The 24,382-nt window shown below is 71.3% G+C and carries 23 protein-coding genes; 11 read left to right on the top strand and 12 right to left on the bottom strand.

Annotated features, from left to right (window positions below; genetic code table 11):
• Positions 1-45 precede the first annotated feature (45 nt).
• A complete protein-coding gene (locus tag ACGFNV_RS28520; RefSeq protein ID WP_393626100.1) occupies positions 46-1,416 on the bottom strand; it encodes an SLC13 family permease in 1,371 nt (456 codons plus the stop codon).
• A gap of 193 nt (positions 1,417-1,609) precedes the next feature.
• On the opposite strand from ACGFNV_RS28520, the gene ACGFNV_RS28515 reads away from it, so the two are divergent.
• Positions 1,610-2,326 carry a FadR/GntR family transcriptional regulator gene (locus ACGFNV_RS28515; RefSeq protein ID WP_393626099.1) on the top strand — a complete coding sequence of 239 codons (717 nt, stop codon included), beginning with the start codon at positions 1,610-1,612 and terminating at the stop codon, positions 2,324-2,326.
• 27 nt (positions 2,327-2,353) lie between these two features.
• Here ACGFNV_RS28515 and ACGFNV_RS28510 read toward each other — a convergent pair whose 3' ends face one another.
• Positions 2,354-3,463: a MerR family transcriptional regulator gene (locus ACGFNV_RS28510; protein WP_393626097.1), complete on the bottom strand. Its 1,110-nt coding sequence runs from the start codon at positions 3,461-3,463 to the stop codon at positions 2,354-2,356.
• Between the two features lie 155 nt (positions 3,464-3,618).
• On the opposite strand from ACGFNV_RS28510, the gene ACGFNV_RS28505 reads away from it, so the two are divergent.
• Positions 3,619-4,491: a RimK family alpha-L-glutamate ligase gene (locus tag ACGFNV_RS28505; protein WP_393626096.1), complete on the top strand. Its 873-nt coding sequence runs from the start codon at positions 3,619-3,621 to the stop codon at positions 4,489-4,491.
• Here ACGFNV_RS28505 and ACGFNV_RS28500 read toward each other — a convergent pair.
• Positions 4,481-5,056: a hypothetical protein gene (locus tag ACGFNV_RS28500; RefSeq protein WP_393626094.1), complete on the bottom strand. Its 576-nt coding sequence runs from the start codon at positions 5,054-5,056 to the stop codon at positions 4,481-4,483. The genes ACGFNV_RS28505 and ACGFNV_RS28500 overlap by 11 nt on opposite strands.
• A gap of 117 nt (positions 5,057-5,173) precedes the next feature.
• On the opposite strand from ACGFNV_RS28500, the gene ACGFNV_RS28495 reads away from it, so the two are divergent.
• Together ACGFNV_RS28495 and ACGFNV_RS28490 are read left to right on the top strand one after the other, a co-directional pair.
• Positions 5,174-5,947 (top strand): IclR family transcriptional regulator, encoded by a 774-nt coding sequence (locus ACGFNV_RS28495; protein ID WP_393626093.1) that lies wholly within the window; start codon positions 5,174-5,176, stop codon positions 5,945-5,947.
• Entirely contained in the window at positions 5,944-6,795 is an 852-nt protein-coding gene (locus tag ACGFNV_RS28490) for an SMP-30/gluconolactonase/LRE family protein (RefSeq protein WP_393626091.1), read from the top strand. The genes ACGFNV_RS28495 and ACGFNV_RS28490 overlap by 4 nt, the downstream gene beginning before the upstream one ends.
• A gap of 112 nt (positions 6,796-6,907) precedes the next feature.
• On the opposite strand, the gene ACGFNV_RS28485 is transcribed toward ACGFNV_RS28490, so the two are convergent.
• The 5 genes from ACGFNV_RS28485 to ACGFNV_RS28465 all read right to left on the bottom strand — a co-directional run bounded on the left by ACGFNV_RS28485 (position 6,908) and on the right by ACGFNV_RS28465 (position 12,624).
• A complete protein-coding gene (locus ACGFNV_RS28485; protein ID WP_393626090.1) occupies positions 6,908-8,305 on the bottom strand; it encodes an FAD-dependent monooxygenase in 1,398 nt (465 codons plus the stop codon).
• On the bottom strand, positions 8,302-9,498 hold the full coding sequence (locus ACGFNV_RS28480; protein ID WP_393626088.1) for an MAB_1171c family putative transporter: 1,197 nt from the start codon (positions 9,496-9,498) through the stop codon (positions 8,302-8,304). The genes ACGFNV_RS28485 and ACGFNV_RS28480 overlap by 4 nt, the downstream gene beginning before the upstream one ends.
• A 167-nt stretch (positions 9,499-9,665) precedes the next feature.
• Positions 9,666-10,847 carry an MAB_1171c family putative transporter gene (locus ACGFNV_RS28475; RefSeq protein ID WP_393626087.1) on the bottom strand — a complete coding sequence of 394 codons (1,182 nt, stop codon included), beginning with the start codon at positions 10,845-10,847 and terminating at the stop codon, positions 9,666-9,668.
• Entirely contained in the window at positions 10,844-11,374 is a 531-nt protein-coding gene (locus tag ACGFNV_RS28470; protein ID WP_393626085.1) for a toxin, read from the bottom strand. The genes ACGFNV_RS28475 and ACGFNV_RS28470 overlap by 4 nt, the downstream gene beginning before the upstream one ends.
• 17 nt (positions 11,375-11,391) lie before the next feature.
• A complete protein-coding gene (locus ACGFNV_RS28465) occupies positions 11,392-12,624 on the bottom strand; it encodes an MAB_1171c family putative transporter (RefSeq protein ID WP_393626084.1) in 1,233 nt (410 codons plus the stop codon).
• Between the two features lie 270 nt (positions 12,625-12,894).
• Here ACGFNV_RS28465 and ACGFNV_RS28460 point away from each other — a divergent pair, with 270 nt between their 5' ends.
• From ACGFNV_RS28460 to ACGFNV_RS28440, 5 genes are all read left to right on the top strand, one after another.
• Positions 12,895-14,244, top strand: a complete 1,350-nt coding sequence (locus ACGFNV_RS28460) for an extracellular solute-binding protein (protein ID WP_393626083.1) — start codon at positions 12,895-12,897, stop codon at positions 14,242-14,244.
• Positions 14,241-15,179, top strand: a complete 939-nt coding sequence (locus ACGFNV_RS28455; RefSeq protein WP_393626081.1) for a carbohydrate ABC transporter permease — start codon at positions 14,241-14,243, stop codon at positions 15,177-15,179. The genes ACGFNV_RS28460 and ACGFNV_RS28455 overlap by 4 nt, the downstream gene beginning before the upstream one ends.
• Complete coding sequence (locus tag ACGFNV_RS28450; RefSeq protein ID WP_393626079.1) at positions 15,176-16,048, top strand: carbohydrate ABC transporter permease; 873 nt, start codon at positions 15,176-15,178, stop codon at positions 16,046-16,048. Before ACGFNV_RS28455 ends, ACGFNV_RS28450 begins: the two co-directional genes overlap by 4 nt.
• 14 nt (positions 16,049-16,062) lie before the next feature.
• The gene (locus ACGFNV_RS28445; protein WP_393626408.1) at positions 16,063-17,016 is read left to right on the top strand and encodes an arabinan endo-1,5-alpha-L-arabinosidase; all 954 of its coding nucleotides are present in this window, start codon (positions 16,063-16,065) and stop codon (positions 17,014-17,016) included.
• Between the two features lie 69 nt (positions 17,017-17,085).
• Complete coding sequence (locus ACGFNV_RS28440; RefSeq protein ID WP_393626078.1) at positions 17,086-18,597, top strand: alpha-N-arabinofuranosidase; 1,512 nt, start codon at positions 17,086-17,088, stop codon at positions 18,595-18,597.
• A gap of 46 nt (positions 18,598-18,643) precedes the next feature.
• Here ACGFNV_RS28440 and coaD read toward each other — a convergent pair whose 3' ends face one another.
• The 3 genes from coaD to ACGFNV_RS28425 all read right to left on the bottom strand — a co-directional run bounded on the left by coaD (position 18,644) and on the right by ACGFNV_RS28425 (position 20,092).
• Entirely contained in the window at positions 18,644-19,051 is a 408-nt protein-coding gene (gene coaD / locus ACGFNV_RS28435; protein WP_393626076.1) for a pantetheine-phosphate adenylyltransferase, read from the bottom strand.
• A 106-nt stretch (positions 19,052-19,157) separates the two neighbouring features.
• Positions 19,158-19,583, bottom strand: coding sequence for a DUF4267 domain-containing protein (locus tag ACGFNV_RS28430; RefSeq protein WP_393626074.1), 426 nt, complete (start codon positions 19,581-19,583; stop codon positions 19,158-19,160).
• A 62-nt stretch (positions 19,584-19,645) separates the two neighbouring features.
• Entirely contained in the window at positions 19,646-20,092 is a 447-nt protein-coding gene (locus ACGFNV_RS28425) for an anthrone oxygenase family protein (RefSeq protein WP_393626073.1), read from the bottom strand.
• Positions 20,093-20,182: 90 nt separating this feature from the next.
• On the opposite strand from ACGFNV_RS28425, the gene ACGFNV_RS28420 reads away from it, so the two are divergent.
• Positions 20,183-20,761, top strand: coding sequence for a TetR/AcrR family transcriptional regulator (locus tag ACGFNV_RS28420; protein ID WP_393626071.1), 579 nt, complete (start codon positions 20,183-20,185; stop codon positions 20,759-20,761).
• A gap of 57 nt (positions 20,762-20,818) precedes the next feature.
• On the opposite strand, the gene ACGFNV_RS28415 is transcribed toward ACGFNV_RS28420, so the two are convergent.
• Complete coding sequence (locus tag ACGFNV_RS28415) at positions 20,819-23,761, bottom strand: beta-galactosidase (protein WP_393626070.1); 2,943 nt, start codon at positions 23,759-23,761, stop codon at positions 20,819-20,821.
• 78 nt (positions 23,762-23,839) lie between these two features.
• On the opposite strand from ACGFNV_RS28415, the gene ACGFNV_RS28410 reads away from it, so the two are divergent.
• Positions 23,840-24,298, top strand: coding sequence for an RrF2 family transcriptional regulator (locus ACGFNV_RS28410; RefSeq protein ID WP_393626068.1), 459 nt, complete (start codon positions 23,840-23,842; stop codon positions 24,296-24,298).
• The last annotated feature ends 84 nt before the right edge of the window (positions 24,299-24,382 follow it).

Raw genomic sequence — 24,382 nt, 5'->3', positions numbered from 1 at the left:
GTCGCTGCTTGTCGCCGTCTGCTGCCTGTTGCCGTCCCACCGGTGTTACCCGAAGCCGGGCACGACCATCACCAGCCACACCACCGCGGGCACCACCGCCACCACGATCCCTCCGTAAACCATCAATTGCCTGAAGAACCGCTCGCGGTCCACGTCGGGCGCCGCGGCCAGCACCAGGGCGCCGTTGGTCGAGAACGGGCTCACGTCCACGACCGTCGCCGACACCGCCAGCGCCGCGACCATGCCGACCGCCCCGATCTCGCCCTGCGCGAGGAACGGCACCGCCAGCGGGATCAACGCCCCCATGATCCCCACCGAGGAGGCGAACGCCGACACCAGGGCGCCGATGTAGCACAGCAGGACCGCGGCCAGCAGCGGTACGCCGATGCCGCCGACACCCTCGCCGGCCCACTTGATCGTGCCCATCTGGTCCAGCACACCGACGTAGGTGAGGACACCGCAGATCAGCAGCACCGTCGACCAGGCGATCTGACCGACCGCCGTACGGCTGTCGTCCGGCCAGGCGGCGCTCAGCACGACGGCGAGGGTGATCGCCGTCAGGCCCGCGTCGAGATCGAACGCGAGCACCGCGACGACGAGGGCGACCAGCGCGGTGAGCGTGGCGATGCGGGCGGGGGTGAGGCGGGTGGTGTCGGGGGAGTCCGGGGCGTCGGCGCGGGTGGCGACAGCGGTGCCCGCCGGAGCGGTGGCCGAACCGGCGCCCTCACTCACGGGGCCGCTGCCCTTGCCGCGGCCCCCGCTCCCACCGGAGCCCCCGGCGTGTCCGCCCGTCGGCGTCACCGCCCCCCGCGCCCACAGCTTCAGCCCCCCGAAGAACACGAACACGATGCCCGCGATGACCAGGTTGGTGAGCAGGGAGGCGAGGAAGAGGGCGATCTCGTTGCCGGGGAGCTTCTCGCGCTCGACGATGCCGTTGACGATCGTGCCGTAGATGCTGATCGGCGAGAAGCCGCCCGCCTGGGCGCCGTGCACCACCATCGCGCCCATCAGCAGCGGACTGATGCCGTAGCGGGTGGCGAAGCTCAGGGCGATCGGCGCGACGATCGCGACCGCGGCCGGACTGACCGCGCCGATCGCGGTGAGCGCGCCGGCCAGGGCGAACATCACCCAGGGGATCAGCGCGACCCGCCCCCGTACGAGCCGGATGGAGGCGTGCACCAGCCAGTCGGTGGTGCCGTTGGCCCGTGCGATCGCGAAGAGGTACGTGACGCCGACCAGGACGACGAACAGGTCGCCGGGGAATCCGGCGAAGATGCCGTCCGCGTCGAGGTCGGCGACGAGTTCCCCGACCCCGAAGGCGGCGGCGAAGGCGAGCGCGCCCATGTTGACGGAACGGGTGGTGGCGACGACGAACACCACGACGAGGACGAGGATCGAGATGAGTTCGGGGGACATACGGGCTCCCGTCTTTGGGCCCCGGAGCGGTTGGCGTGGGTGCCTGAGTGGCCGAGTGGCTGAGCCACTACAGGTGATGGCTGGTCAGCCTGGGCGCGCGACGGAGCCACGTCAAGGGGTCCCGCACAAATTGGTTCAGCCACTCTGCCACCCGCCGCGCCCGGTGTTACCCTCCGGACGAGAGGGGGACCCCGTGACCGACGCCCTGCGCCCCATGACGAAACAGCGCCTCTACGAGCAGGTGCTGGACCGCCTGCGCCAGTACGTCACCGACGGCGGCCTGCGCGCCGGCGACCGCCTCCCGCCGGAACGCGACCTGGCCCAGCGCCTCGGCGTCAGCCGGGCCTCGGTCAAGCAGGCGATCGTGGTCCTGGAGGTCCAGGGCCTGGTGGAGGCGCGGCACGGCGGCGGGACGTACCTGGTCCGCGACAGCCTGGACGTCGAGCCCGTGGAGAAGATGGTCGAACGCCGCCGACGCCTGCCCGACGTCCTGGACGCCCGCGAGGCCCTGGAGACGAAGCTCGCGGAACTCGCCGCGGAGCGCCGTACGGAGGCGGACCTGGACGCGATGAGGTCGGCGCTCGCCCACATGGCGGGGGAGATCGAGGAGGGCGGGCCCGGGGTGGAGGGCGACCGCCTGTTCCACGCGGCGGTGACCGCGGCCGCCCACAGCGGCCTGCTCGCGGAGTTCATGCGCTCCATCGCCGACCAGATCGCCGAGAGCCGCACCGAGTCCCTCCGCCAGCCGCACCGCCCCGCCCGCTCCCTGGCCCAGCACCAGGCCATCCTCGACGCCATAGCCGAGGGCCGGCCCACCCAGGCGGCCACCGCGATGCGCCGCCACGTCCGCACGGTCGCGAAGGTGCGGCTGCTGGACTGGGAGCCGGAGGAGGAGCGGGCGGAGCAGTAGCGGGCGGAGCAGTGGCGGGCGGAGGCGTCAGGCGCCCACCGCCTCCGCCACGTTCGCAGCCTCCACCGCCTCCGCCACGTTCGCCGCCTCCACCACGTCCGCCACCACACAGCTGACGTTGTCCGGCCCGCCGGCGTCGTTCGCGGCGCCGATCAGGGACCGTACCGCCCGCTCCGGGTCCGGGGACGCCGTGAGCAGGTCGCGGACGCGGTCGTCGGGGACCACGGTCGACAGGCCGTCGGAGCACAGGAGGTAGCGGTCCCCGGGGCGGGCGTCGTGCAGGCGCAGGTCGGGGCCGGCGGGCGTGCCGCCCGTCAGCGCCTTCAGCAGCAGGGCGGGCTGGGGGTGGCTCAGGGCCTCCTCCGGTGTCAGCCGGCCCTCGTCGAGCAGCGACTGGACCACCGTGTGGTCGTGGGTGATCCGGAAGAGCTCGCCGTCGCGCAGCACGTACGCGCGCGAGTCGCCGATGTGCGCCAGGGCCAGCTGGGAGCCCGTCCACAGCACCGCGGTCAGCGTGGTCCCGCTCTCGGTGCCCTCCGCGAGGTCGTGGACCGCCTCGGTCGCGCCCCGCACGGCGTCCTCCAGCAGATTGAGCACGCTGCCCGCCGCGACTTCCTCGGTCTCCAGGAACTTCAGCGCCTCCACGGCGGCGCTGCTCGCGGGCCCGCCCGCCGCGCCGAAGCCGTCCGCGACGGCGAGCAGTCGGGTGCCCGCGTAGGCCGTGTCCTGGTTGGCGGGTCGCACCCGGCCCTGGTCGGAGTGGGCGGAGTAGCGGAGTTCGAGCATGGTGGTGTCCTTCCTCGATGTGGCCGTCAGATGGTCGACGAGGAACGCGGCGAGGTCCCGCCGCAGCGCCGTCTCCGTCTCGACCCGCGCCCAGTAGGCACGGATCTCGCGGGCGGCGGCCGCCGGTTCCCGGGCGTGCAGTTCGCACACCTCGCGGATCCGGGCCAGCGGCATGCCGAGCCTGCGCAGCCAGGCCACCAGCCGGGCCCGCTCCAGCTGCTCGGGCGCGTAGTAGCGGTACCCGGTGTCCGGATCGACCCGGGCGGGCGGCAGCAGCCCCAGCTCGTCGTAGAGCCGCAGCGCCTTGGGCGACAGCCGGCACGCCTTCGCGAAGGCCCCGATGGTCAGCACTTCCCCACCCTCCCGGAGCGTGTCCACGCCCCCTTCCGGTTCCGCCACCGATGCTGTGGCTTCACCGAGGGGGAAGGTCAAGGGAGGTGATCCGGTTGCGGAGGCCTTGTTAGCCTGCGGGTCGATCAGCCGTTCGTACGTCGAGGGAGCCCGCCGTGTCCCGCATCGCACTCGTCACCTGCCGCCCCGGTCCCGAGGTCAGCGTCGACCGGGACCTTCCGGTGCTGGTGCGGGCGCTGGAGGAGGCCGGAGCCGAGCCGGCGGCCGTGTTCTGGGACGACCCGGACACCGACTGGGCCTCCTTCGACCTCGCCCTGATCCGCTCGACCTGGGACTACAGCTGGCGGGCGGCGGAGTTCACGGCCTGGGCGGAGAAGGCCGGTGCGGCGACCCGGCTCGCGAACCCGGCCGACGTGATCCGCTGGAACACCGACAAGCGCTACCTCGGCGACCTCGCGGAGGCCGGCGTGCCCACGGTCCCGACCCGCTACCTCGCCCCCGGCGGGGCGGCCGACCTCCCCGCCGACCACGAGTACGTGATCAAGCCGACGTCAGGCGCGGGCGCCCGCTTCGCCGCCCGCTACACCCCCGACGAGCACGACACGGCCGTACGACAGCTCGCCCGCATGCACGCGGAGGGCTTCACGGCGATGATCCAGCCGTACGTGCGCGGCATCGACGTCAGCGGCGAACGCGCCCTGCAGTTCTTCGGCGGCCGCCTCCTGCACGCCAGCCGCAAGGGCGCGGTCCTGTCGCCCGGCACGCCCTACGACGAGCGCAAGGTCGCCCACCCCGGCCTCGAACCCTGGCAGCCCACCCCCGCCGAACTCGCCGTCGCAGAACAGGCCCTGTCCGCGATACCCGGCGCCCCGGACCTGCTCTACGCCCGTGTCGACCTCGTGGACGGCGAGAACGGTGAGCCCCGCGTGATGGAACTGGAACTGGTCGAGCCGAACCTGTTCCTCTCCCTGCACACGGGGTCGGTGGCGCGGGTGGTCGAGGCGACCTTGGCCGCCGCTACCCGTTGACCGCCGTCCGCTGGAGCAGCCCGTAGGTGAACTCGGCGGCCACCTCATGGCGTACGCCCCGTGTGTCCGGGGCGGTGAAGGCGAGGCCCCAGCGGGTGGGGGCGGTGCCCTGGAGGGGGCGGGCGGGGGCGAAGGCGCGGGCCGCCTCGTCGACCGTGCAGGACCACGGGGTCAGGTCGTCGAGGGTCTTCAGGACCGGCGGTTCGGCTCCGGGGGCGCGGACCAGCCACTCGTTCCAGACCGTGCCGTTCGGGGCGAGGAGGATCTCGAAGCGGAGGTCGGGCCACAGGGGCAGCGGCCAGAGCCGGGCCTCGCAGTCCAGGTCCCCGATGCGGCGGGCGGTCGTGGACTCCGGGGCGCCGAGCACCGAGCGGTAGCGGGAGGCGGCGGACCGGGTGCGCGGGGAGCGGACCATCGCCTGCCAGCGCTTGTTCGCCTCACGCATCTCGGCGATCGAGACGCCCAGCTCATGCCGGGCGTCCTCCACCAGGCCGGGATTGTGGTCGGCCATGCGGCGCAGCAGGACGAGCTGGAAGTCGAGCGGGGTGAACTGCATGGCACCCATCGTGCCCACCTGTTCAGGACCATTGCTCGTTCCCCCCACTATGACTAGCCTGTGTTCGTCATGCCGATCGCCAGTTGAAATCTCGAACGTGGCAACCAACAAGGGAGGGGGCCAGTCGTGGGACGCCTCGTACCAGCCGTGACCCGGGCTCTCGACATCCTCGAGCTCTTCCTCGACGGGGACGGGACGCTCTCCGCCCCCGACATCGTGCGCAAGCTCCAGCTGCCGCGCACCACCGTGCACGAGCTGGTCACCACGCTCGCCGCCCGGTCGTACATCGTCCCCGTGCAGGGCCAGCCCGGACGCTACCGGCTCGGTGTACGCCCCTACCAGCTCGGCAGCCGCTACTCCGAGCAGCTCGACCTCGCCGCCGAGGGCATGCAGGTCGCCCGCTCGGTCGCCGAGACCTGCGACGAGACCGTGCACGTGGCGATCCTGGAGGGCACGGACGTCATCTACATCGCCAAGGTCGACTCCACGCACGCGGTCCGCATGGTGTCCGCCGCCGGCCGGCGCCTCCCGGCGCACTGCACCTCCGTCGGCAAGATGCTGCTGGCCTCCCTTCCCGAGCCGGAGCTCGCCACCCGGGTCCCGGACGACGCCGATCTGGTCGGCATGACCCCCAACAGCATCACCGACCCGGCCGCCCTGCGCGAGGCCCTGGCGGAGATCCGGCAGCGGGGCATCGCCGTGGAGCGCCGCGAGTCCAACCCGGACGTCTCCTGCGTGGCCGCCCCGGTCCGCGACCGCACCGGGCAGGTCGTGGCCGCCCTCTCCATCTCCATCCCCATGATCCGCTGGAGCGACGACCGCCGCGGTGAGCTGGAGCAGCTCGCCGCCAAGGGCGCCGCCGAGCTGTCCGAGCGCCTCGGCTACCGGAGCGTGGCATGACCCACCACATGTACGAGGTGGCCGTCCGGGCCGAGGCGACGCTCGGCGAGGGCCCCACGTGGGACGCGGCGGCCGGCCGCCTCATATGGATCGACATCCTCGGCTCCCGCGTCCACACCTACGACCCCGCCACCGGCCGGCGCACGGTCCGTACGACCGAGCAGCACGTCGGCGCCGTCAAGCCCCGCACGGGCGGCGGGCTCGTCCTCAATCTGCGTGACGGCGTCGGCCTCCTCGACCCCGACGACAGCTTCCGCTGGCTCCACCACGAGCCCGTTCCCGGCCGCCGCGCCAACGACGCCGCCGTCGCCCCCGACGGCTCCCTCTGGGCCGGCACCATGCGCTACGACGAGGCACCGGGCGGCGGCACGCTCTCCCGCGTCACCGGTGACGGCGCCGTCGAGGTGATCCTCGACGACGTGGCGGTCAGCAACGGCACCGGCTGGAGCCCCGACGGCCGCCTCATGTACTACATCGACTCCCCGACCCGCCGCGTCGACGTCTTCGACTTCACCGACGGACGCGCCGTGAACCGCCGCCCCCTCGTCGAGATCGAGGAGGGCGCGGGCTTCCCCGACGGCCTGACGGTCGACGCGGACGGCTGTGTGTGGGTGGCGCTGTGGGAGGGCGCGGCGGTACGCCGGTACACCCCGGCGGGGGTGCTGGACCGGGTGATCGAGCTTCCCGCCCCGCGGGTGACGGCCTGCGCGTTCGGCGGTCCCGACCTGAGCGATCTGTACATCACGACGGCTCGGGTGGGCCTGGACGCGCCGCCACCGCTGTCGGGGTCGCTGTTGGTGGTACCGGGCGCGGGCAAGGGGATGACGCAGCCGACCTTCGCAGGCTGAGCCTGCGGGCAGTCGTGCCGCTGGGGCGGTGGGGGAGGGTGGGCGCAGGCGGCACCCCGCGAGCGCGGGCGAGCGCACCCACCCGTCCCCGGCCCCGGCACCGCCCCGCACGTCAGACCGACGTACGGTCAAGTCCTCGTAGGATCTCCCGCTCCGCGTCGGACAACGGCGGCCCTGCCAGCGAAGGCAACAACGGCCCGTTCAGCACGGCCAGAACCGTCCCGGGACGCAGCAACCGCCCCACCCCCGAGTTCAGGCTGGTGACGTCCCAGAGCGCGGCGGCGGCCTCGTAGGAGCCGGTCGAGGCCCGCGTCAGCCGTCGCGAGTACCGCGTGACCAGCCGGTCCGCGGCGCTCGGCTGCCCGCCCCGGGTCCGCGGGTACCAGACGTCCTGCCCCACGGCCATCGCCCAGGCCGTCTCGACGGGCCGTGCCACCCCGCGCTGGACCCGCCGCGCCAGCCCGGCGGCCCCGAGCCCATGGCGCCGTACCTCGTCACCCAGGACCCGCGCCCCCAGCGCGGCCACGGCCATCCCCTGCCCGTACGCCGGATTGAAGGTGGCCACGGCGTCCCCGAGCACCACGAGCCCCTCCGGCCACTCCCGCACTTTCTCCAGGTACCGCCGGACGTTGCTCGTACTGCGACTGATGTGGACGTCGGTCAGCGGCTCGGCACCGGAGACGAGCCGCCCGACGATGGGGTGCGGGAGGTCGAGTGCGTAGCGCAGGAAGCCGTCCGGGTCGGCGGGCGGTTCCCCGCCGCGTGTGCCGGCGAGGCTCACCATCCACTGCCCGCCCTCGATCGGCAGGACCATGCCACTGCGGCCGGGCAGCCCCGCGTACGGGTCGGACTGAATCACCGTCAGGGGGAACCGCTCGGCCCCGGCGGGTACCCGGTACACGCGGGTGGCGTTGACGAGCCCGGAGTCCACCGTGCGTTCACGGATGCCGGTCACCCCGAGGTGCTCCAGCCAGTGCGTCACGCGAGTGCCGCGCCCACTGGCGTCGACGACGAGGTCCGCGTCGAGCTCCGCCTCGCCGTCGGCAGTTGAGACCCGTACCCCCGCAACACGCCGGGCGGCACCGGTCAGTTCGACCACCCGTGCCTTGCGGACCTCGACCTTCGTGTTCGCCAGCACCGCGACCCGCACCGCCCAGTCCAGCAACGCCCGGCTGCACGTGAGCATGCGAGGACCCTCGTGCCGCCACCGCCGGAACCAGCCCTCGGGTGTCAGCGCCAGCATGCCCGAGCCGAGGGACACCTCGCGCGCGCCCGCGGCGAGCAGATGCCGGCGCATGCTCACGCCGGGCACCAGGCCCTCCATGGCGGCCAGGCCCCCGGCCATCAGCAGGTGGGCGTGACGCCCCTGCGGAAGCCCCTTGCGGTGGTCGGGTCCGTCGGGCAGGTCGTCGCGATCCAGGACGATCACTTCGTCCACGGCGGGCGACAGCGCGGCCGCGGCCAGCATGCCGGCCAGGCCGGCACCGATGACGACAGCTCTCCGCGTCATGGGGCTCCTCGTGTCAATCCAGGGGTGGCCTTCACCGTACCTTCACGAACGGCGCCTCCGTGAGTCGACCGCGTGAGCGCCCCCGCCAACTCCACCAGGCCACCGGTGCCGGAGACTTCGGTGGCGTAGAGGCGGTACGTGCTGGGGGTGGCCTGTGGTTCCCGCCGGTCGGCGGCGCGGCGCGCGGCGTCGGCCACCATGGCGGCCTCGGCGGCGACCCGGGCCTCGTGCGCCGGCCGGCCCTCGCGCAGGGCGGCGTCCAGGGCCTGTTCGCGGACCCGGTCGTCGAAGTAGGGGGCGAGCGCCAACAGGGCGTCGTGGATGGACACCTCACGCCAGCGCAGGCGCGCCTGCGGGAGCTGCCACCAGGCGCTCGGCGGCTTCGGCGCGGTGGAGGCGAACCGCACCCGCGACCACAACGGGCCCAGCCTGCGGTGGTCGTCGAGGCTGTGCCACTGGGCCTGCGCGGCGGGCAGCAGCCGGGGCAGGACGAACCCGGCGGAGAACACCAGCGCGCCGAGCGAGGCCATGGGCGGGGCGACGGCGGTGGACAGGAAGTCGAGGTCGTGGCCGGACCAACGGGCCGCGACGGCCGTGTACTTGGTGAGCTGGAAGCCCACCACGTCCAGCAGCGCCCCGGCCAGGATCAGCCACAGCCCGGTCCGCAGCAGGCCGGTGACCTCACGGGCCCACTTCACGCACACCACGCACATCGCCAGCATGGCCGCGCTGTGCCCGAGCAGGTAGAGCACGATCATCTCGCGCATGTACGGCGTGTTCGCGTAGTACGTGTCGAGGTCGGAGAGCCGCTCCACGTCCGCGTCCGCCAGGCTGAACAGCACGACGATGGCGACGATCAGTACGGAGTACGCGGCGACGGCCCGCAGCACCAGGCTCCGGATCCGCTCGGGGGAGCCGCCCCGCCAGTGGATCAGCAGGATGAGCAGGGAGCAGCTGTACGCGGAGAGCATCCCGTAGGTGAGCGGCGCACCGAAGTTGGGGATGCCGGTGAGGTCGTTGACGGCGGCCAGGGTCAGCGGGGCCGAGCAGACGAAGACGACGGCTCCGAGGGTGATCGCCACGCAGGTGGACACGGTCAGCGGGCTCGGGGCGGCGGTGCGGGGTCTGTTGCGGAACAGCACGGCACAGGCGAGCGCGGAGGCCGCGGCGGCCAGATACACGACGAGACTCATGCCCGGGGACTCCGTTCAGACGATCGTGCGGCGGTGGGGGGAGGGGTGCCGCTGACGGGCTCGCACGGTGCCCGTCGTGGTCGTACCGGCGTGGGGGAGCGCGGGCGCCGGACCGGCGCCGTGCCCGCCCTGGTCGTACCGGTGTGGGGGGACTGCGGGTGTCGGGGTCACGCCGTGCCCGTGGTGGTCGTGCCGGCGTGGGCGCGGGCCGCCGTGACGAGGGGGGAGGCGGTCAGCGCGTCGGCGATGCGCACGAGGGCGGCCGGACCGGGGGCCCCGTCCAGGAAGCGGTCGGTTTCCTCGGGCGGGGCCACGGGTCTCTCCCGGTGGCGTTCCTCCACGACGGCGGCGGCGACGACCGCGGCCCACGCGGTGGCCTCGGCCCGCTCCAGGTCACCGGTCGCCTGCGCCTCGGCCTCCAGCGTCCGTTCGTACAGGGCCCGGTCGAAGAACGCGTCCAGACAGCTCAGCGCGTTGTGGATGCTGGTCTGCCGCCACACCAGGCGGGTGGTGGGGGAGGCCGGGCGCGGCCGGGGCAGGCGCAGCGCCCGACGGGTCAGGAGCTCGTCCAGCTCCTGTTCCAGCGGTTCGAGGCGTACGTAGTCCCGTCGCGCCCGCTGCCGTTCCGTCAGCCGGGGCCCGGCCAGCGGGATCAGGATGCCCACGACCGTCATGAGGGCGCCGAGTCCCGCGGCGGCCGGGGAGACCGTCGTACCGAGCCCCGACCAGTCCCGTCCGCACCAACGGGCGGCCACGGCGGCCAGCTTGCCCACGCTGTACCCGGCGTTGCACAGCGTCCCGATGCCCAGGGTGATGAGTCCGGCGCGCAGCCAGCCGTCGACCTCGCGGGCCCAGCGCAGCGACGACACGGTGGTGACGCTGGTCGCGGCGAGGTGACCGGCCAGGTACAGCACGATCATCCCGGCGATGTACGGGGTCGTCGCGTAGTAGGTGTCGAGGTCGGTGCGGCGCTCCACGGGCGCGTCGCCCAGCGCGAACGTCGTGGCGATGCCGAGCAGGACGAACGCGTACGCCACGATCCAGCGCCGGGTGGTGCGGTGCACCCGGGGTCCGCCGCGCCAGTAGACGATGAGGATCTGCGAGGCGGCGCTGTAGGCGGTGATCGACGCGTACGTCAGCGGCGCCGCCAGGTTGGGGATGCCGCTGAAGTGGTTGACGGCGGCGACCGTCGGCTCGGCGCCGAGGAAGAAGCAGACCCCGGCGAGGCCCAGCACGGCGCAGATGGCCCGCAGGTAGGGGTCGCGCCGGTGCCGCAGGAGATCGGGGGCCTTGACCACCAGGCCGAGCCACAGCACACCACAGCTGATGTAGTTGATCAGGCCGTTCATCTTCGTGTCCCGCGGTAGTTGAGGGCGGCTCCGATGCGCCCGGCGAGGTCCTGGGCGCCGTCGCCCGGGGTGGGGTCCGCCTCCAGCCAGGGGCGCAGCCGCCCGCTCATGAGCATGCCGAACCGGTCGGCCTCCTGCTCGTCGGCGAGGCTGAAGTCGGTGCGTGCGGCGACGGGTACGGGGCGGCCGTCGGCGGTCGCCACGGTGGGGGTGTCCGCGCCCTGTTGGTGCATGTGCCACACCTCGTGGCAGAAGATCACGATCTGGTGCCAGACGGCGGCCCGCCGGTCGACGACGACGATGTCCTGCCGGTCGCCCTCCAGCCAGAGCCCGCTCGCGGTGTGCGGCGGGAAGACCTCCCGGCGCACGACGACCTCGCGGCCCCGCCACCGGCTGACGGAGTCGACGAGCGCGTCGAACAGGGCTTCGGGATCCGCGGGCACCGAGACCCGCATGGGTCCGATGAGCACGCCGGCGAGCCGGCGCATCTCCTTCTTCCTGCGCACCGTTGCAATGTTCCAGGCCATGCGTTGCCTCAGTTACCTCACCTCCGGTGCGGCAGGGGCGGACCGGCCGCCTCCGCCGCGGCGGCCGCCCGGGCGCGCACCGCGTCGATGACCTCGGGATGCCGCAGGGCCCGGGAGACCGCCCCGATCTCCCGCAGCAGGTCCGTGGGGTCCGGGTGGCCCGCCTCATCGCCGTCCGCGGCGCGGCCCCCGCTTCCCACGGCGCCGACGGCGTCCAGGATCGCCACCGCCTCGGCGAGCGCCTTCGCCCGCTGCGGGCCGTGTCCGAGGGCGAGCGCCGCGTCGTGCGACCGGGTGCGCAGGTCGTCGTCGACGTGCCGCGCCAGCGGGAGCAGCGCGTCGCGGATGAACGTCTCCCGGCGCGTCAGGCGCAGTTCGGGGGCGGCGCGCAGCAGCAGGGGCGCGCGATGGCCGTCGACGGTCCGCATCAGCTGGTCCAGCGGCCCCAGTTCGCGGTGGGCGAGCCGCACCCGCCAGCGGTCGTGCAGGTACTGGCCGGCGTGCGGCAGGATGAAGCCGACCGCGATCAGGACGGCCGACAGACAGGCCACGGGCGGGGCGACGTCGGTGCTGAGCAGGTCCAGGTCGTGACCGGTCCAACGGGCCACCACCGCCGTGAGTTTGGCGGCGTCGAAGACCAACTGGGTGGCGTAGCCCATGCCCAGGAACTTCAGCCCCCAGCGCAGCCAGGCGTCGAGTCCGTCGGTGCGCACCCAGTTCCAGATCAGCCGTGAGGTGATGACGGTGGCCAGGGTGTGCGCGAGCAGGTAGAGCAGGATCTCCTCGCGCATGAACGGGGTGTCGGCGTAGTAGGTGTCCAGGTCCCGCAGCCGCTCCACGGGTGTGTCGGCGAGCGCGAACAGCACCCACAGGGCCACGATCACGCCCGAGTAGACGGAGATCACCCAGCGCATGGCGCGGCGGGTCGCGCTCGAGCGGTCGGACAGGCCGTTGCGCCAGGCGATGATCAGCAGCAGACAGGAGCCCGAGAACGCGGTGAGCAGTGAATAGACCCAGGGCGCCGAGATGTTGGGAACGCCGGTGACCCGGTTGGTCCAGGCGATGGTCGACGGGGTGACGAAGACGAACACGCAGCAGGCGAGGAGCAGCAGTCCGCCGACCGCGCGCAGCAGCGGTTCCTTCCACAGCCGGATGATCGTGGGCAGTTTGATCGCCAGCGCTACGGCCAGAACCCCGGTCGGGATCCAGAAGGAGACGGAGCACTCGCTGAGCTCCAGGGCCAGGGACACGGGCGTCGCTCCCCCCTCCTCGCCGTCCGTCGGCCGCTCGGCAGCCGGTCCGAGGGTACGCGTCCTGAACTGTCCGCGTCATGCGATCCGATGGCCATAGTTCAGCCGGAAACAATCGCTCGGTGACCGAAGTGCGTGGATGTTCGAACAGCCGTCGTAGAAAGCGCTGTCATAAGTCGCGTCGAAACCATTGACGGGAACGCGCATCGATTTTACGGTCCGTTCGAAGTTACGAGCACGCTCCGAAATATCGAACAGTAAGGGCAGGGAATGGAACGACCCGGCCTCACCCGCAGGCATCTTCTGGCCACCGCAGGCGGTTTGGCGGTGGCGGGCAGCTTCGGTTTCGCCGCTCTCGGCACCGGCGCCGACGCCCTCGCCTCCAGCGCGGACACCCGCGTCCGCTACTGGAACCTCTTCAGCGGCGGCGACGGCGCGAACATGATCGCGATGCTGGACGCCTTCCGTAAGGCGAACCCCACCATCGACGTCAAGGACTCCACCCTCCAGTGGGGCAACCCCTTCTACACCAAGCTCGCCATGGCCGCCGCCGGCAACCGCGCCCCCGACCTCGGCGTCATGCACCTCGGCCGGGTCACCGGCTTCTCACCCGGCCGCCTCCTGGACCCCTGGGACGCCGACCTGCTCGCCAAGTACGGCGTACGCGAACAGGACTTCAACCCCGCGCTGTGGAAGCGCGCCGTCATCGACGGCAAGCTCTACGCCCTCCCCCTCGACATCCACGTCCAGCTCTGCTTCTACCGCAAGGACGTACTGAGGAAGGCGGACCTGCTCGGCGACGACGGCAGGATGATCCCGGTCACCTCCACCGACGAGTGGTTCGACGTCCTGAAGAAGGCCAAGGCGGTCCAGAAGAAGGGGCTCCAGACGATCGGCCTGTGGACCAACGACCAGAACTTCCAGTGGTGGTTCTTCGTCGCCTTCTACACCCAGCTCGGCGGCCGGTGGTTCAACGACGCCGACACCGAGGTCCTCTTCGACACCGACAAGGCCACCCAGGTCCTGGAGTTCCTCCGCAAGCACGTCACCGACGGGTACGTCATCCCCGGCGCCCCCACCGGCGAACAGTTCATCAACGGCGCCCCCTTCACCTGGGAGGGCAACTGGTCCGTGCCGGTCTTCTCCGGCGCCGAGCTCGACTACGGCGCGACCCCGCTGCCGCCCGTCTTCGGCAAGCAGGCCACCCACGCCGAGTCGCACGCCTTCGTCCTGCCCCACCAGTCGGGACGCGGCGGCGCCACCAACGAGGGCGCGCACCGACTCGCCGCCTACGTCGTCAAGCACGCCCTCCAGTGGGCGGCCGGCGGCCACATCCCCGCGTACACACCGACGCTCTCCACGGCCGCGTACAAAAAGCTCACCCCGCAGAACGAGTACGCGAGCGCCATGGACCACCAGGCCACCGAGCCGAAGGTGTGGTTCGCGGGCTCCACCGGCGTCCTCGCCCAGGACCTCGGCCCGGTCGTCGTCTCCTCGACCATGGGCTCCGCCAAACCGGCCTCGGCCGCGCAGACGATGAAGAAGCACCTCACCAAGCTCCTCGCCTCGAAGAACCCGATGGACGGCAGAACCGCCGCGCAGGGAGGTGCGGTCGCATGACGACCAGCGCTCAGACCGTCGTCGCACCGGCACGCGCCAGGACCGCGACCGCGACGGCGACCGTCCGCCGCAAGCAGGGCTTCCAGCACGGGGGCTGGTTCGTCGCCCCGTTCCTGGCGCTCTTCGCGCTGTTCGTCATCTGGCCGCTGCTGCGCGGCGTCTACCTCAGCTTCACGGACGCCAACATCTCCGGCGAGGGCGCGAGCTTCGTCGGCCTCGACAACTACCGCGACGCCCTGCACGACTCGGCGATGTGGGACGCCCTCGGCCACAGCGCCTACTTCACGCTGCTGGTCGTCCCGTGCATCACGGTCCTCGCCTTCCTGCTCGCGATGCTCGCCCACCACATCGAACGCGGCAAATGGCTGTGGCGGCTGTGCTTCTTCGTGCCGTTCCTGCTGCCCTCCACGGTCGCGGCCAACATGTTCCAGTGGCTGTTCACCCAGGGCATCGGCCTGATCAACCAGACCTTCGGCCTCGACACACCCTGGCTGACCGACAAGTCGTACGCGATGCTCGCCATCGTCATCGAGACCCTGTGGTGGACGGTCGGCTTCAGCTTCCTGCTCTACCTCGCCGCCCTCCAGGGCATCCCGGACCACCTGTACGAGGCCGCGAAGCTCGACGGCGCCAACGCCTGGCACCGCATGGTCCACATCACGCTGCCGATGCTGCGCAACATCACCGGCCTGGTGATCGCACTCCAGATCCTCGCCTCGCTCCAGCTCTTCGACCAGGCCGTCGTGATGATGGACTTCTCGCCGGGACCGGAGCTCAGCACCCGCTCCTTCGTCCAGTACACCCTCGAACAGGGCTTCACCAGCTACCGCGTGGGCTACGCCTCCGCGATGTCCATCATCTTCTTCCTGATCATCGCAGTCGTCGCCCTGGCTCGGATGTGGCTGCTGCGCACCCGTGAGGAGGGCGGCCGATGACCACCACCGAGACGACCGTACGCACCGTACGCACCAGGTCCCGCAAGCCCTGGACGCCGAGCCAGATCGTCCTGACGCTGATCGGCGTCGCCGTCTCCGCCGTCTTCGTGGCGCCGATCGCCGCGGCCCTGCTCACCTCGCTGAAGTCCGAGGCGGAGGCGGCCGAGATCCCGCCGCACTGGCTGCCCGAGGACTGGACGGCCCAGGCGTGGAAGGCGCTGTGGGACACCGGCAACATCACCAACTGGTTCATCAACTCGCTGGTCGTGTCGGTCTGCGTCACCACCGTCGTGCTGACGGTCAGCGCCCTCGCCGGATACGGCTTCGCCCGCACCGAGTTCCGCGGCAAGAGCGTGCTCATGGGCATCGTCATGTCGGGCCTGATGATCTCCCCGGCGGTCCTCGGTGTCCCCCTCTTCACCACCGTCCAGCAGATGGGGATGGTCGACACCTACTGGGGCATGATCCTCCCGCAGTGCGCGCCCGCCGCCATGGTCTACATCCTCTACAAGTTCTTCCAGGGCGTCCCACGCGAACTGGAGGAGGCCGCGTTCATCGACGGCGCCGGCCGCTGGCGGGTCTTCTTCACCATCGTCGTCCCGCTGGCCCGCCCCTCCCTGGCGGCGGTCGGCATCTTCACCTTCATCGCCTCCTGGAACAACTTCCTGTGGCCCTACATGGTGACCAACAACCCCGACCTGATGACCATGCCGAACGGCATCGCGACCGTCATGAACTCCTACGGCATCCAGTGGGCCCAGCTCATGGCCGGCGGCCTCATGGCGGGCCTGCCCCTGATCGTCGTCTTCGTCTTCTTCCAGCGTCAGATCGTGGCGGGCGTGGCCCACACGGGATTGGCGGGACAGTGAGAGCGCGCAGAGCGATGACGGCCGTGGCGGCGGCGGTCCTCCTGGCCGTCCTCCCTAACACGGCCCAGGCCGAAGGTAGTTACCCCGATCCGCTCCCGATCGCCGGCCAGCAGATCATCCATGACCCGACCGTCCTCAGGCTGAAGTCCGGCCAGTACGTGGCGTACTCGACCGGCGGGGTGATCGGCGCCCGGCTCTCGAAGGACCTGCGGAACTGGACCGACGCGGGCAACGCCTTCGCCCAGCCGCCGAGTTGGTGGTACGAGTACAACGGCACCGGTGATCCCTGGGCACCGGACGTGTCGTACCGCGCGGGCCGGTACTGGCTCTACTACGCGGTCTCCTCCTGGGGCACCAACCACTCCGCGATCGGCGTGGCCACGTCCCCCTCCGGTCTCCCCGGCACCTGGACCGACCACGGCAAGGTGTTCAGCTCCGAGACCAGCGACTCCTGGAACGCCATCGACCCGGCGATCGTCCGGGCGGACGGCAGGCTGTGGATGTCGTTCGGCTCGTACTGGACCGGCATCCGCATGGTCGAACTGGACCCGAGGACCGGCAAGGCGATCCCGGAGGCCACGGTCCACCACCTCGCGACCCGCCCGGACGCCCCCTATGCGGTGGAGGGCCCGTACATCGTGCGGCACGGCCGTTACTTCTACCTCTTCGCGAGCTACGACCAGTGCTGCGCCGGCGTGAACTCGACGTACAAGATCAGGGTCGGCAGATCGACGAGCGTGACGGGCCCGTACGTGGACAGCACGGGCAAACGGCTGTTGGAGGGAGGTGGCGACTTGTTGCTGGCGGGCCACGGCAGATACCTGGGCACCGGCGGCGAGTCGATCTTCAAGGACAAAGGGAGAGACGTCCTGGCGTACCACTACTACGACGCGGACGACGCCGGCACGCCCAAGCTGGGGCTCAACACCCTTGCTTGGACGATCAACGGCTGGCCGAGAATTCTTTAGGGGCGCGAGGAACTGCGCGACCAGCCACGACTCACCCGCAGACAGAACTCAACCCTCGAAAGGCGCACCTTGCGAACCGCACGCTTCACCCTCGACCCCGCTTTCACAGTCGGCGAGGTCAACCCTCGCCTCTTCGGCTCCTTCGTGGAACACCTCGGCCGCTGCGTCTACACCGGCATCTACGAGCCCGGCCACCCTTCCGCCGACGAGGACGGCATCCGCACCGACGTCCTGGACCTCGTCCGGGAACTCGGCGTCACCGCCATCCGCTACCCCGGCGGCAACTTCGTCTCCGGCTACAAGTGGGAGGACTCCGTCGGCCCCGCCGAGGAGCGCCCCCGCCGCCTCGACCTCGCCTGGCGCTCCACCGAGACCAACCGCTTCGGCCTCTCCGAGTACATCGCCTTCCTGAAGAAGATCGGCCCCCAGGCCGAGCCCATGATGGCCCTCAACCTCGGCACCCGGGGCGTCGCCGAGGCCCTCGAACTCCAGGAGTACGCCAACCACCCCGCCGGCACGGCCCTGTCCGACCTCCGTGCCGCGCACGGCGACAAGGACCCCTTCGGCATCAAGCTCTGGTGCCTGGGCAACGAGATGGACGGCCCCTGGCAGACCGGCCACAAGACCGCCGAGGAGTACGGTCGCGTCGCGGCGGAGACCGCCCGCGCCATGCGCCAGATCGACCCGCACGTCGAACTCGTCGCCTGCGGCAGCTCCTCCCAGTCGATGCCCACCTTCGCCGAGTGGGAGGCGACGGTGCTGAAGGAGACGTACGACCTGGTCGACTACATCTCCCTCCACGCCTACTACCAGCCCGAGGACGGCGACATCGACTCCTTCCTCGCCTCCGCCGTCGACATGGAGTCCTTCATCGAGAACGTGGTCGCCACCTGCGACCACATCGGCGCGCGGCTGAAGTCGAAGAAGAAGATCAACCTCTCCTTCGACGAGTGGAACGTCTGGTACATCTCGGAGTGGCACGAGATCGAGAACTCCGGCGCGCGGGACTGGGCGGAGGCCCCGCGCCTCCTCGAGGACAACTACAGCGTCATGGACGCGGTCGTCTTCGGCTCGCTCCTCATCGCCCTGCTCCGGCACGCCGACCGCGTCACCGTCGCCTGCCTCGCCCAGCTCGTCAACGTGATCGCGCCGATCCTGACCGAGCCGGGCGGCCCGGCCTGGCGGCAGACGACGTTCTTCCCGTTCGCCCAGGCGTCGAAGTACGGCCGGGGCGAGGTCCTGGACGTCCGCGTGGACTCGCCGACGTACGAGACGAAGAAGTACGGCGAGGCGGACCTGCTGCACGCCACGGCGGTCCGAGCGGAGGACGGCTCGGTCACCGTGTTCGCCGTCAACCGCAGCCGCACCGAGCCGCTGCCCCTCGACGTGGCCCTCAGCGGCCTGGACCTCACCTCCGTCGTCGAGCACAGCGCGCTCGCGGACGCCGACCCGGACGCCCGCAACACGCTCGCCGAGCCCGAGAGGGTCGCCCCGCACGCGGTGCAGGGCACGACGCTCCAGGACGGTCGGCTGACCGCGGTGCTGGAGCCGCTGTCGTGGAACGTGATCCGGCTGGCCTGAGTGCTATCCCGGCTGCGCCGACGTGCGCAGCCGGGGCCGACACGTCTCACGAACTCGTCGCGGTGACGAGGGTGGAGGAGACGTGGGCCAGGGTGGGGTCGGCAGGGATGAAGAACGTTTCGACTCCCGCCAGTTCGTGGTTCATGCGGGCCATCGGCATTTCGTGGTCCAGGTCGCGCACGCCGCGGACTCCGCGGATGACGACGTCGATTGCGGCTCGGCGGCAGTAGTCGACCAGCAGGCCGCCGGTGTGGGAGTCGACCGTGACGTTGCTCAAGCCGGTTGCTGCCGCGCGGAGTCGTTCCAGCCGTTCCGCGACGGGGAAGCGGCCGGTCTTGCTCGCGTTGAACATCACGCACACGACGACCTCGTCGAACAGGAGAGCGGCGCGCCGGAGTACGTCCTGGTGCCCTTGAGTGACCGGGTCGAAGGATCCTGGGAAGAGGGCTCGCATGACCGGGAAGAGTAACAAGTGGCCGCCCCCGGCAGTGAAGTGCCGACATACCGGCACGCGCCAAGGTGGCCCGGCCGGGGGCCGGGCCACCCTTGCAGTGATGGGATCAGGCGGGCTGCGGGGCGGGCGTCGTCGGAGCGGCGGCGACCTGGCGGGTCTCGCGCAGCATCAGCAGGCCGTTGACCACCATCAGTGTCGCGGTCAGGCAGTGGATGCCGAACGCGATGGCCACGGAGCCGTGGTGGGCCAGCACGGTGGTCATGTCGCCGTACGCGGCGAGGGACCCCACCAGCAGCGCCCAGCCCAGCGCCCGGCGCTGGCCCTTCACCAGCAGGGTGCCCAGGACCAGGGCCAGGACGTCGTCGCGGATTCCCTTGACGATCAGGAAGCCGCCGCCGTCGCCGGACGGCCAGCTCGGCAGGCCGAAGCCCGGCGCCGTCGTCTCCGGGCTCACGATGTACTCCGTCCCGAACCAGAGGATGAAGAGGACGAAGGCGGCGGCCAGGACGGTGTTGATCTTCTTCAGCGACATTGTTCTTCTCCTTGCGGGTCTTGGTAGGGCGCGTACGGAGCGGGGAGGGTGAGCGCGTGGGCTCAGGCGAGGGCGGTGACCAGCAGGGCGAAGGCGGCGATGAGGACGGCGACGCGGACGTAGTGGAAGCGCTCCCAGCGGTTCAGCTGCTGCTTCCAGTCGGCGGGCCGGTTGTCAGGGGTCCACGTCTTGTTCCGGTTGTTGATCGGGACGAGCAGCAGCATCGACATGATCACGCTGAGCATCAGAAGCGCGCCGGCGGTGACGACGAGGCCGGTGCCGTGGTGGTGCCACCCGGCGGCCGCCCAGATGCCGACGAGGACGAACGAGCCGATGTACCAGAACGGCATCAAGGCGCCGAGCATCCGGCCCCCGTGTGCGTGGCCGAGCTGGCCGCTGTCCTCCGGGAGGGCGTTGAGGATCCGGTTCATGATGAAGGCGACGGAGAACTCCACTCCCACCATCACGCCGACGATCACGGTGGTGACGACCTCAAGTGCGTTGAGCATGACGACCCTCTCGGCATCTAGTGCTGCTAGCTGATGAGGCAACGCTAGTACTGCTGTAGCTCTCTTGTCTAGCGGTGCTAGGATCGAATCATGTCGGTACAGGAACGCAAGGAACGCGAACGGGCGGAGCGCGAGCGCCTCATCGTGGCGACAGCCCGGGAACTCGCCGAGCAGCACGGCTGGGACGCGGTCACCACCCGTCGGCTCGCCGAAGCCATCGAATACAGCCAGCCCGTCCTCTACAGCCACTTCCGCGGCAAACGCGAGATCATCGGCGCCGTCGCCCTCCAGGGCGCCACCGAGCTGGCCGCGGCGGTCCGGACCGCGACCGCCGCCGCGGACGGCCCGCGCGCGCGGGTCGCCGCCCTCGCCCACGCCTACCTCGACTTCGCCGCACGCAACCCGGCGGTCTACGACGCCATCTTCCAGCTCGACAACACCCTCGCGTACGCACAGGAGGACACCCCGGAACCTCTCAAGGACGCTTTCGCCGCGCTGCTGGAGAGCCTCGAAGAGGTCGCCGGGAACGGCATCGCCCCGGGGCTGTTCACCGAGGTGTTCTGGGCGTCCCTGCACGGGGTGGCGACCCTGACCCGGTCGCGGCGGCTGCCGCCGGAGTACACCGAGGCGAGGGTGGAGCTGCTGGTGGACCGGCTCGCCAAGGTCTGACACGCCACCAAGAGGCACGCGGAGGACGTACCGGCCGACTACGACCAGGCGGCCTGGCTAGTCCACCGGCTTCACCGGCACGCCCCCCGCCGCCGCTCCCAGCAGCGTCAGGCGCGCCTGGCCCGGTCCCGCCGGAGTGGTCCCGTCGGACAGGACCGCCAGGGCGAGGGTGTTGGTGCCCCGGGTGCGCAGAATGCCGTTCGGCAGGACGAAGGTGTGCTGCGGGCCCACGTCGTTGATGTACTGGCCCATGTTCCAGCCGTTGAGGAAGATCTGGACGCGGTACGAGCGGTTCGGGTCGTCGTCGAGGACCAGCCCGACGGAGGCGTCGGTGCCGGGATCGACGGCGAGCCGGAACTCGGTGCGGTACCAGGTCACCCCCTGCCGCCGCTCCGCACGCGGGAGAGCGGTCTGGCGCCACCCGTGGTCCGCGTACCCCGGCAGATGCCAGCCCTCGCGCTCCCCGTACAGCCCGCCGTTGTTCTGCGGCCCACGTACCGGATCGACCGCCGCCTCGCCCTGAAGCCGCCAAGTGACCTGCGGCGACGCCCCCTTGAAGGTGACCGCGGTCAGCCCGCGCGCCACCTTGTGGGTGTCCAGCGCCTTGCCGTCCTGGTCGTGCTGCATCCGCCGCACCAGCACGGACAGCGCATGCGCCCCGCCCGTACGCAGCTTCTCCGGGACGGACAACACGACAGTCGCCGCCCAACTGCCCTTCCTGACCGTGGCGTCGTCCGGCACCGGCATCCGGTGCCCGCCCAACGGCTCCCCGTCCAGCCAGGCCAGCAGCATCCCCTGTGTGCCGGTGCTGTAGGCGAGCGACACCTCCTGGAGGCCGGTCGCGCCGGTGAAGTGCCCCCGGTACCAGACGTCGCCGTAGTGGAAGCCGTAGTCGTCCGCGAAGAGCACGGGCTGTCCGGCGGGTACGGGCGTCGTGCTGTACGACGTCGTCCGGTCGGCGACGGTCCAGCCGGAGTCGTCGAAGCCGGGCGCGGACTCGGGATTCTCCGCCCGGAACCGCCACCCGCCCAACACCGGCAGCATCACCGCCCCCACACCGGCCAGTCGCCGCTCACCCCGCAGACCGCCGGACTCGGTGCCCCGCATCGTCAAGTCGGTGCCGTTCCAGGTGACTTGCCCGAGACCGTCCGGCGCCCAGACCTCCAGGTCGACGGCCCCGACCGTGTCCCCGGTGAGGTGCAGGGCCGCACCGCTCGTGTCGGCGGTGCGCAGCAGGGCGGGCCCGTACACCAGCACCGGTCCCGCCGGGGTGTCCCGGGGCCACAGCCGTACGGAGGTCTCGTCGTCGGCGAGCAGAAGCAGCAGGGGCGTGGAAACACCGCCGCCCTCGACCAACACCCGGGTGAGTCCGCGGAGTTCGGCGTCGATGCGCAGGGCGCCGGAGGCGTAGGAATGAGTGGCCTGCCCACCCAGCACGGTCACCGTCGGCTCGCTCGCGCACTCCAGCACGGTCCGTGTCTCCTCACCGGCCCGCCCGGTCAGCACGGCGATGTCCTGCCGCCCGACGGTCAGGGCCAGCATGGGCTGGGCCGTGGAGTGGCTCAGTGTGCGGTGTTCCAGGCGGAGCCCGGTGACCAGGAGGCGGGCGTCGAGGCCGGGGACGGTGACCGGGAGGTCGGTCCCGGCGGCGCGCAGGGTCGAGGTGACGGACTCCGTGCCGTCGTTGCGCAGGACGTAGAAGTGGGCGCCGGTGTCGGGATTGGTGAGGTGGTACACGCGCAGCCCGTCCGCCGTGATGTCCGCCGCCCGGTCCAGCTTGGCGAAGTCGGGCACGTGCCGGAGCAGATGCCCGAGCTGGTGCATCGGCACCAGCTTGGCGGTCGGGTTGCGCCCCTCGTCGAAGGCGGCCCCGTAGTCGTACGAGGTGTAGACGACCGGCGCGGGCAGCCAGCCCCACGAGGTCCCGCCGAAGGTCATGTAGACGTTGTGCAGGGTGATCCCGTTGGCGAGGTTGGTCAGGTAGAAGCGCCGCTCGTACGCCGCGTCCCGGGTCCGCCGTGACTCCGCGTACCCCTTCCCCTTGAACCAGACCCCGCCCCACGGATCGAACCAGCCACCGCCGAACTCCGGCACGAACCCGGGCGTCCGCGGGCTCGCCGTGGCCCCACCGGTCGTCCCCCCGCTCCCGTAGTGTCCCCAGTCCGGCGGCACCTGGGAGGGTGAGGGATACCCGTCGAACCCGTACAGCCAGAGCCCGTGCTCCTCACCGGTGTCGAAGGACCCCGGCACCCAATACCCGTTCCGTCCCTTGTCATTGTGGAAGAGGGGCACGTCGACACCGTCGGCGCGCACCCTCCGGTACAGATGGGCCATGTAGTCGCGCCCGGCCGGCTCGGTGGCGTGCGCGTCGTACTCGTTCTCGATCTGGTAGAGCAGGATCGTGCCGCCGCCGTCGCTGTACAGATGCCGGGAGGCGATCCGGTTCACCGCCGCCAGCCACTGGTCGACGTGGGAGAGGTAGGTGGGGTCGGCGGTCCGGGCGGTCCCCTTGGCGGCCGTCAGCCAGCCGGGGAAGCCGCCGCCGTCGATCTCGGCGTTGATGTAGGGCCCGGGGCGGAGGATGACGTACAGCCCGGTCTCGCTCGCCATCCGCAGGAACAGATCCAGATCCCGGATGCCGGTGAAGTCGTACCGGCCGGGTGCGGGGGAGTGGTAGTTCCAGGACACGTACACGCTGACCGCGTTGTAGCCGTACGCCCGCATCTTCTGCAGCACGTCCCGCCACAGGGAGGGGCTGGGCAGCCGGAAGGGGTGCATCTCGCCGGACCACACGAACAGACGGTGGCCGTCGACGAGCAGGGAGTACCGGTCGAAGCCGATGGTGTGCGGCTTCCCGTCGGCGCCGGGCGGCGCGGGCGCCGGCCCGGTCGGCGCGATGTGGGCGGCGTGGGCGTCGGTGGCCCCACCGCTGCCGCCCAGGGCCAGGCCGAGGGCAGCGGTGCCCGCGAGGGCGCTGAAGGTACGTCTGCTGAGCTCCATCGGAGCCTCCCGGCCCGGGGTGCGTGTGCGGGGGTGTGCGGGGTCATTGTGCACACCGGGACACCGCACAATGGGCGCATGAGGATCTCGGCACGGGCGGATTACGCGGTACGGGCGGTTCTGGAGCTCGCCGTACGGCAGGGCGCCGACCCCGTGAAGGCGGAGGTGGTCGCCGCCGCACAGGACATCCCGCACAAGTTCCTGGAGGGGATCCTCGGCGACCTGCGGCGCGGCGGCATCGTCGACAGCCGGCGCGGCGGAGGCGGCGGCTACCGGCTCGCCCGTGACCCCGCGACGATCACCGTCGCGGACGTGATCCGGGCGGTCGACGGCCCGATCGTCTCCGTACGCGGCGAACGCCCGACCGGCCTGACCTACACGGGCACGGCCGAGCCCCTCCTCCCCCTGTGGATCGCGCTACGGGCCAACGTGCGGCGCATTCTGGAGGGCGTCTCGATCGCCGACATCGCGGCGGACGCGCTGCCGGAGCCGGTGCGGCGACTGGCGGCGGAGCCGGCGGCGTGGGAGAACCCGTAGCGGAGGGTGTGCGTGGGTGTGAACGGGCCGAGGTGAATGGCCGGAGTTCGACCTGGCCGGTTCACGGGGGTCTCCCTACGATTC

This window comes from Streptomyces sp. NPDC048751, assembly GCF_043198595.1.
Taxonomy (GTDB): Bacteria; Actinomycetota; Actinomycetes; order Streptomycetales; family Streptomycetaceae; genus Streptomyces.
This window is presented reverse-complemented; position numbering and strand designations above follow the sequence as displayed.

Coding starts and splice junctions, on each gene's coding strand:
- ACGFNV_RS28520 (WP_393626100.1), bottom strand. CDS start 1,416: ATGTCCCCCGAACTCATCTCGATCCTCGTCCTCGTCGTGGTGTTCGTC.
- ACGFNV_RS28500 (WP_393626094.1), bottom strand. CDS start 5,056: ATGGGTGCCATGCAGTTCACCCCGCTCGACTTCCAGCTCGTCCTGCTG.
- ACGFNV_RS28490 (WP_393626091.1), top strand. CDS start 5,944: ATGACCCACCACATGTACGAGGTGGCCGTCCGGGCCGAGGCGACGCTC.
- ACGFNV_RS28485 (WP_393626090.1), bottom strand. CDS start 8,305: ATGACGCGGAGAGCTGTCGTCATCGGTGCCGGCCTGGCCGGCATGCTG.
- ACGFNV_RS28480 (WP_393626088.1), bottom strand. CDS start 9,498: ATGAGTCTCGTCGTGTATCTGGCCGCCGCGGCCTCCGCGCTCGCCTGT.
- ACGFNV_RS28475 (WP_393626087.1), bottom strand. CDS start 10,847: ATGAACGGCCTGATCAACTACATCAGCTGTGGTGTGCTGTGGCTCGGC.
- ACGFNV_RS28470 (WP_393626085.1), bottom strand. CDS start 11,374: ATGGCCTGGAACATTGCAACGGTGCGCAGGAAGAAGGAGATGCGCCGG.
- ACGFNV_RS28460 (WP_393626083.1), top strand. CDS start 12,895: ATGGAACGACCCGGCCTCACCCGCAGGCATCTTCTGGCCACCGCAGGC.
- ACGFNV_RS28455 (WP_393626081.1), top strand. CDS start 14,241: ATGACGACCAGCGCTCAGACCGTCGTCGCACCGGCACGCGCCAGGACC.
- ACGFNV_RS28450 (WP_393626079.1), top strand. CDS start 15,176: ATGACCACCACCGAGACGACCGTACGCACCGTACGCACCAGGTCCCGC.
- ACGFNV_RS28445 (WP_393626408.1), top strand. CDS start 16,063: ATGACGGCCGTGGCGGCGGCGGTCCTCCTGGCCGTCCTCCCTAACACG.
- coaD (WP_393626076.1), bottom strand. CDS start 19,051: ATGCGAGCCCTCTTCCCAGGATCCTTCGACCCGGTCACTCAAGGGCAC.
- ACGFNV_RS28430 (WP_393626074.1), bottom strand. CDS start 19,583: ATGTCGCTGAAGAAGATCAACACCGTCCTGGCCGCCGCCTTCGTCCTC.
- ACGFNV_RS28425 (WP_393626073.1), bottom strand. CDS start 20,092: ATGCTCAACGCACTTGAGGTCGTCACCACCGTGATCGTCGGCGTGATG.
- ACGFNV_RS28420 (WP_393626071.1), top strand. CDS start 20,183: ATGTCGGTACAGGAACGCAAGGAACGCGAACGGGCGGAGCGCGAGCGC.
- ACGFNV_RS28415 (WP_393626070.1), bottom strand. CDS start 23,761: ATGGAGCTCAGCAGACGTACCTTCAGCGCCCTCGCGGGCACCGCTGCC.
- ACGFNV_RS28410 (WP_393626068.1), top strand. CDS start 23,840: ATGAGGATCTCGGCACGGGCGGATTACGCGGTACGGGCGGTTCTGGAG.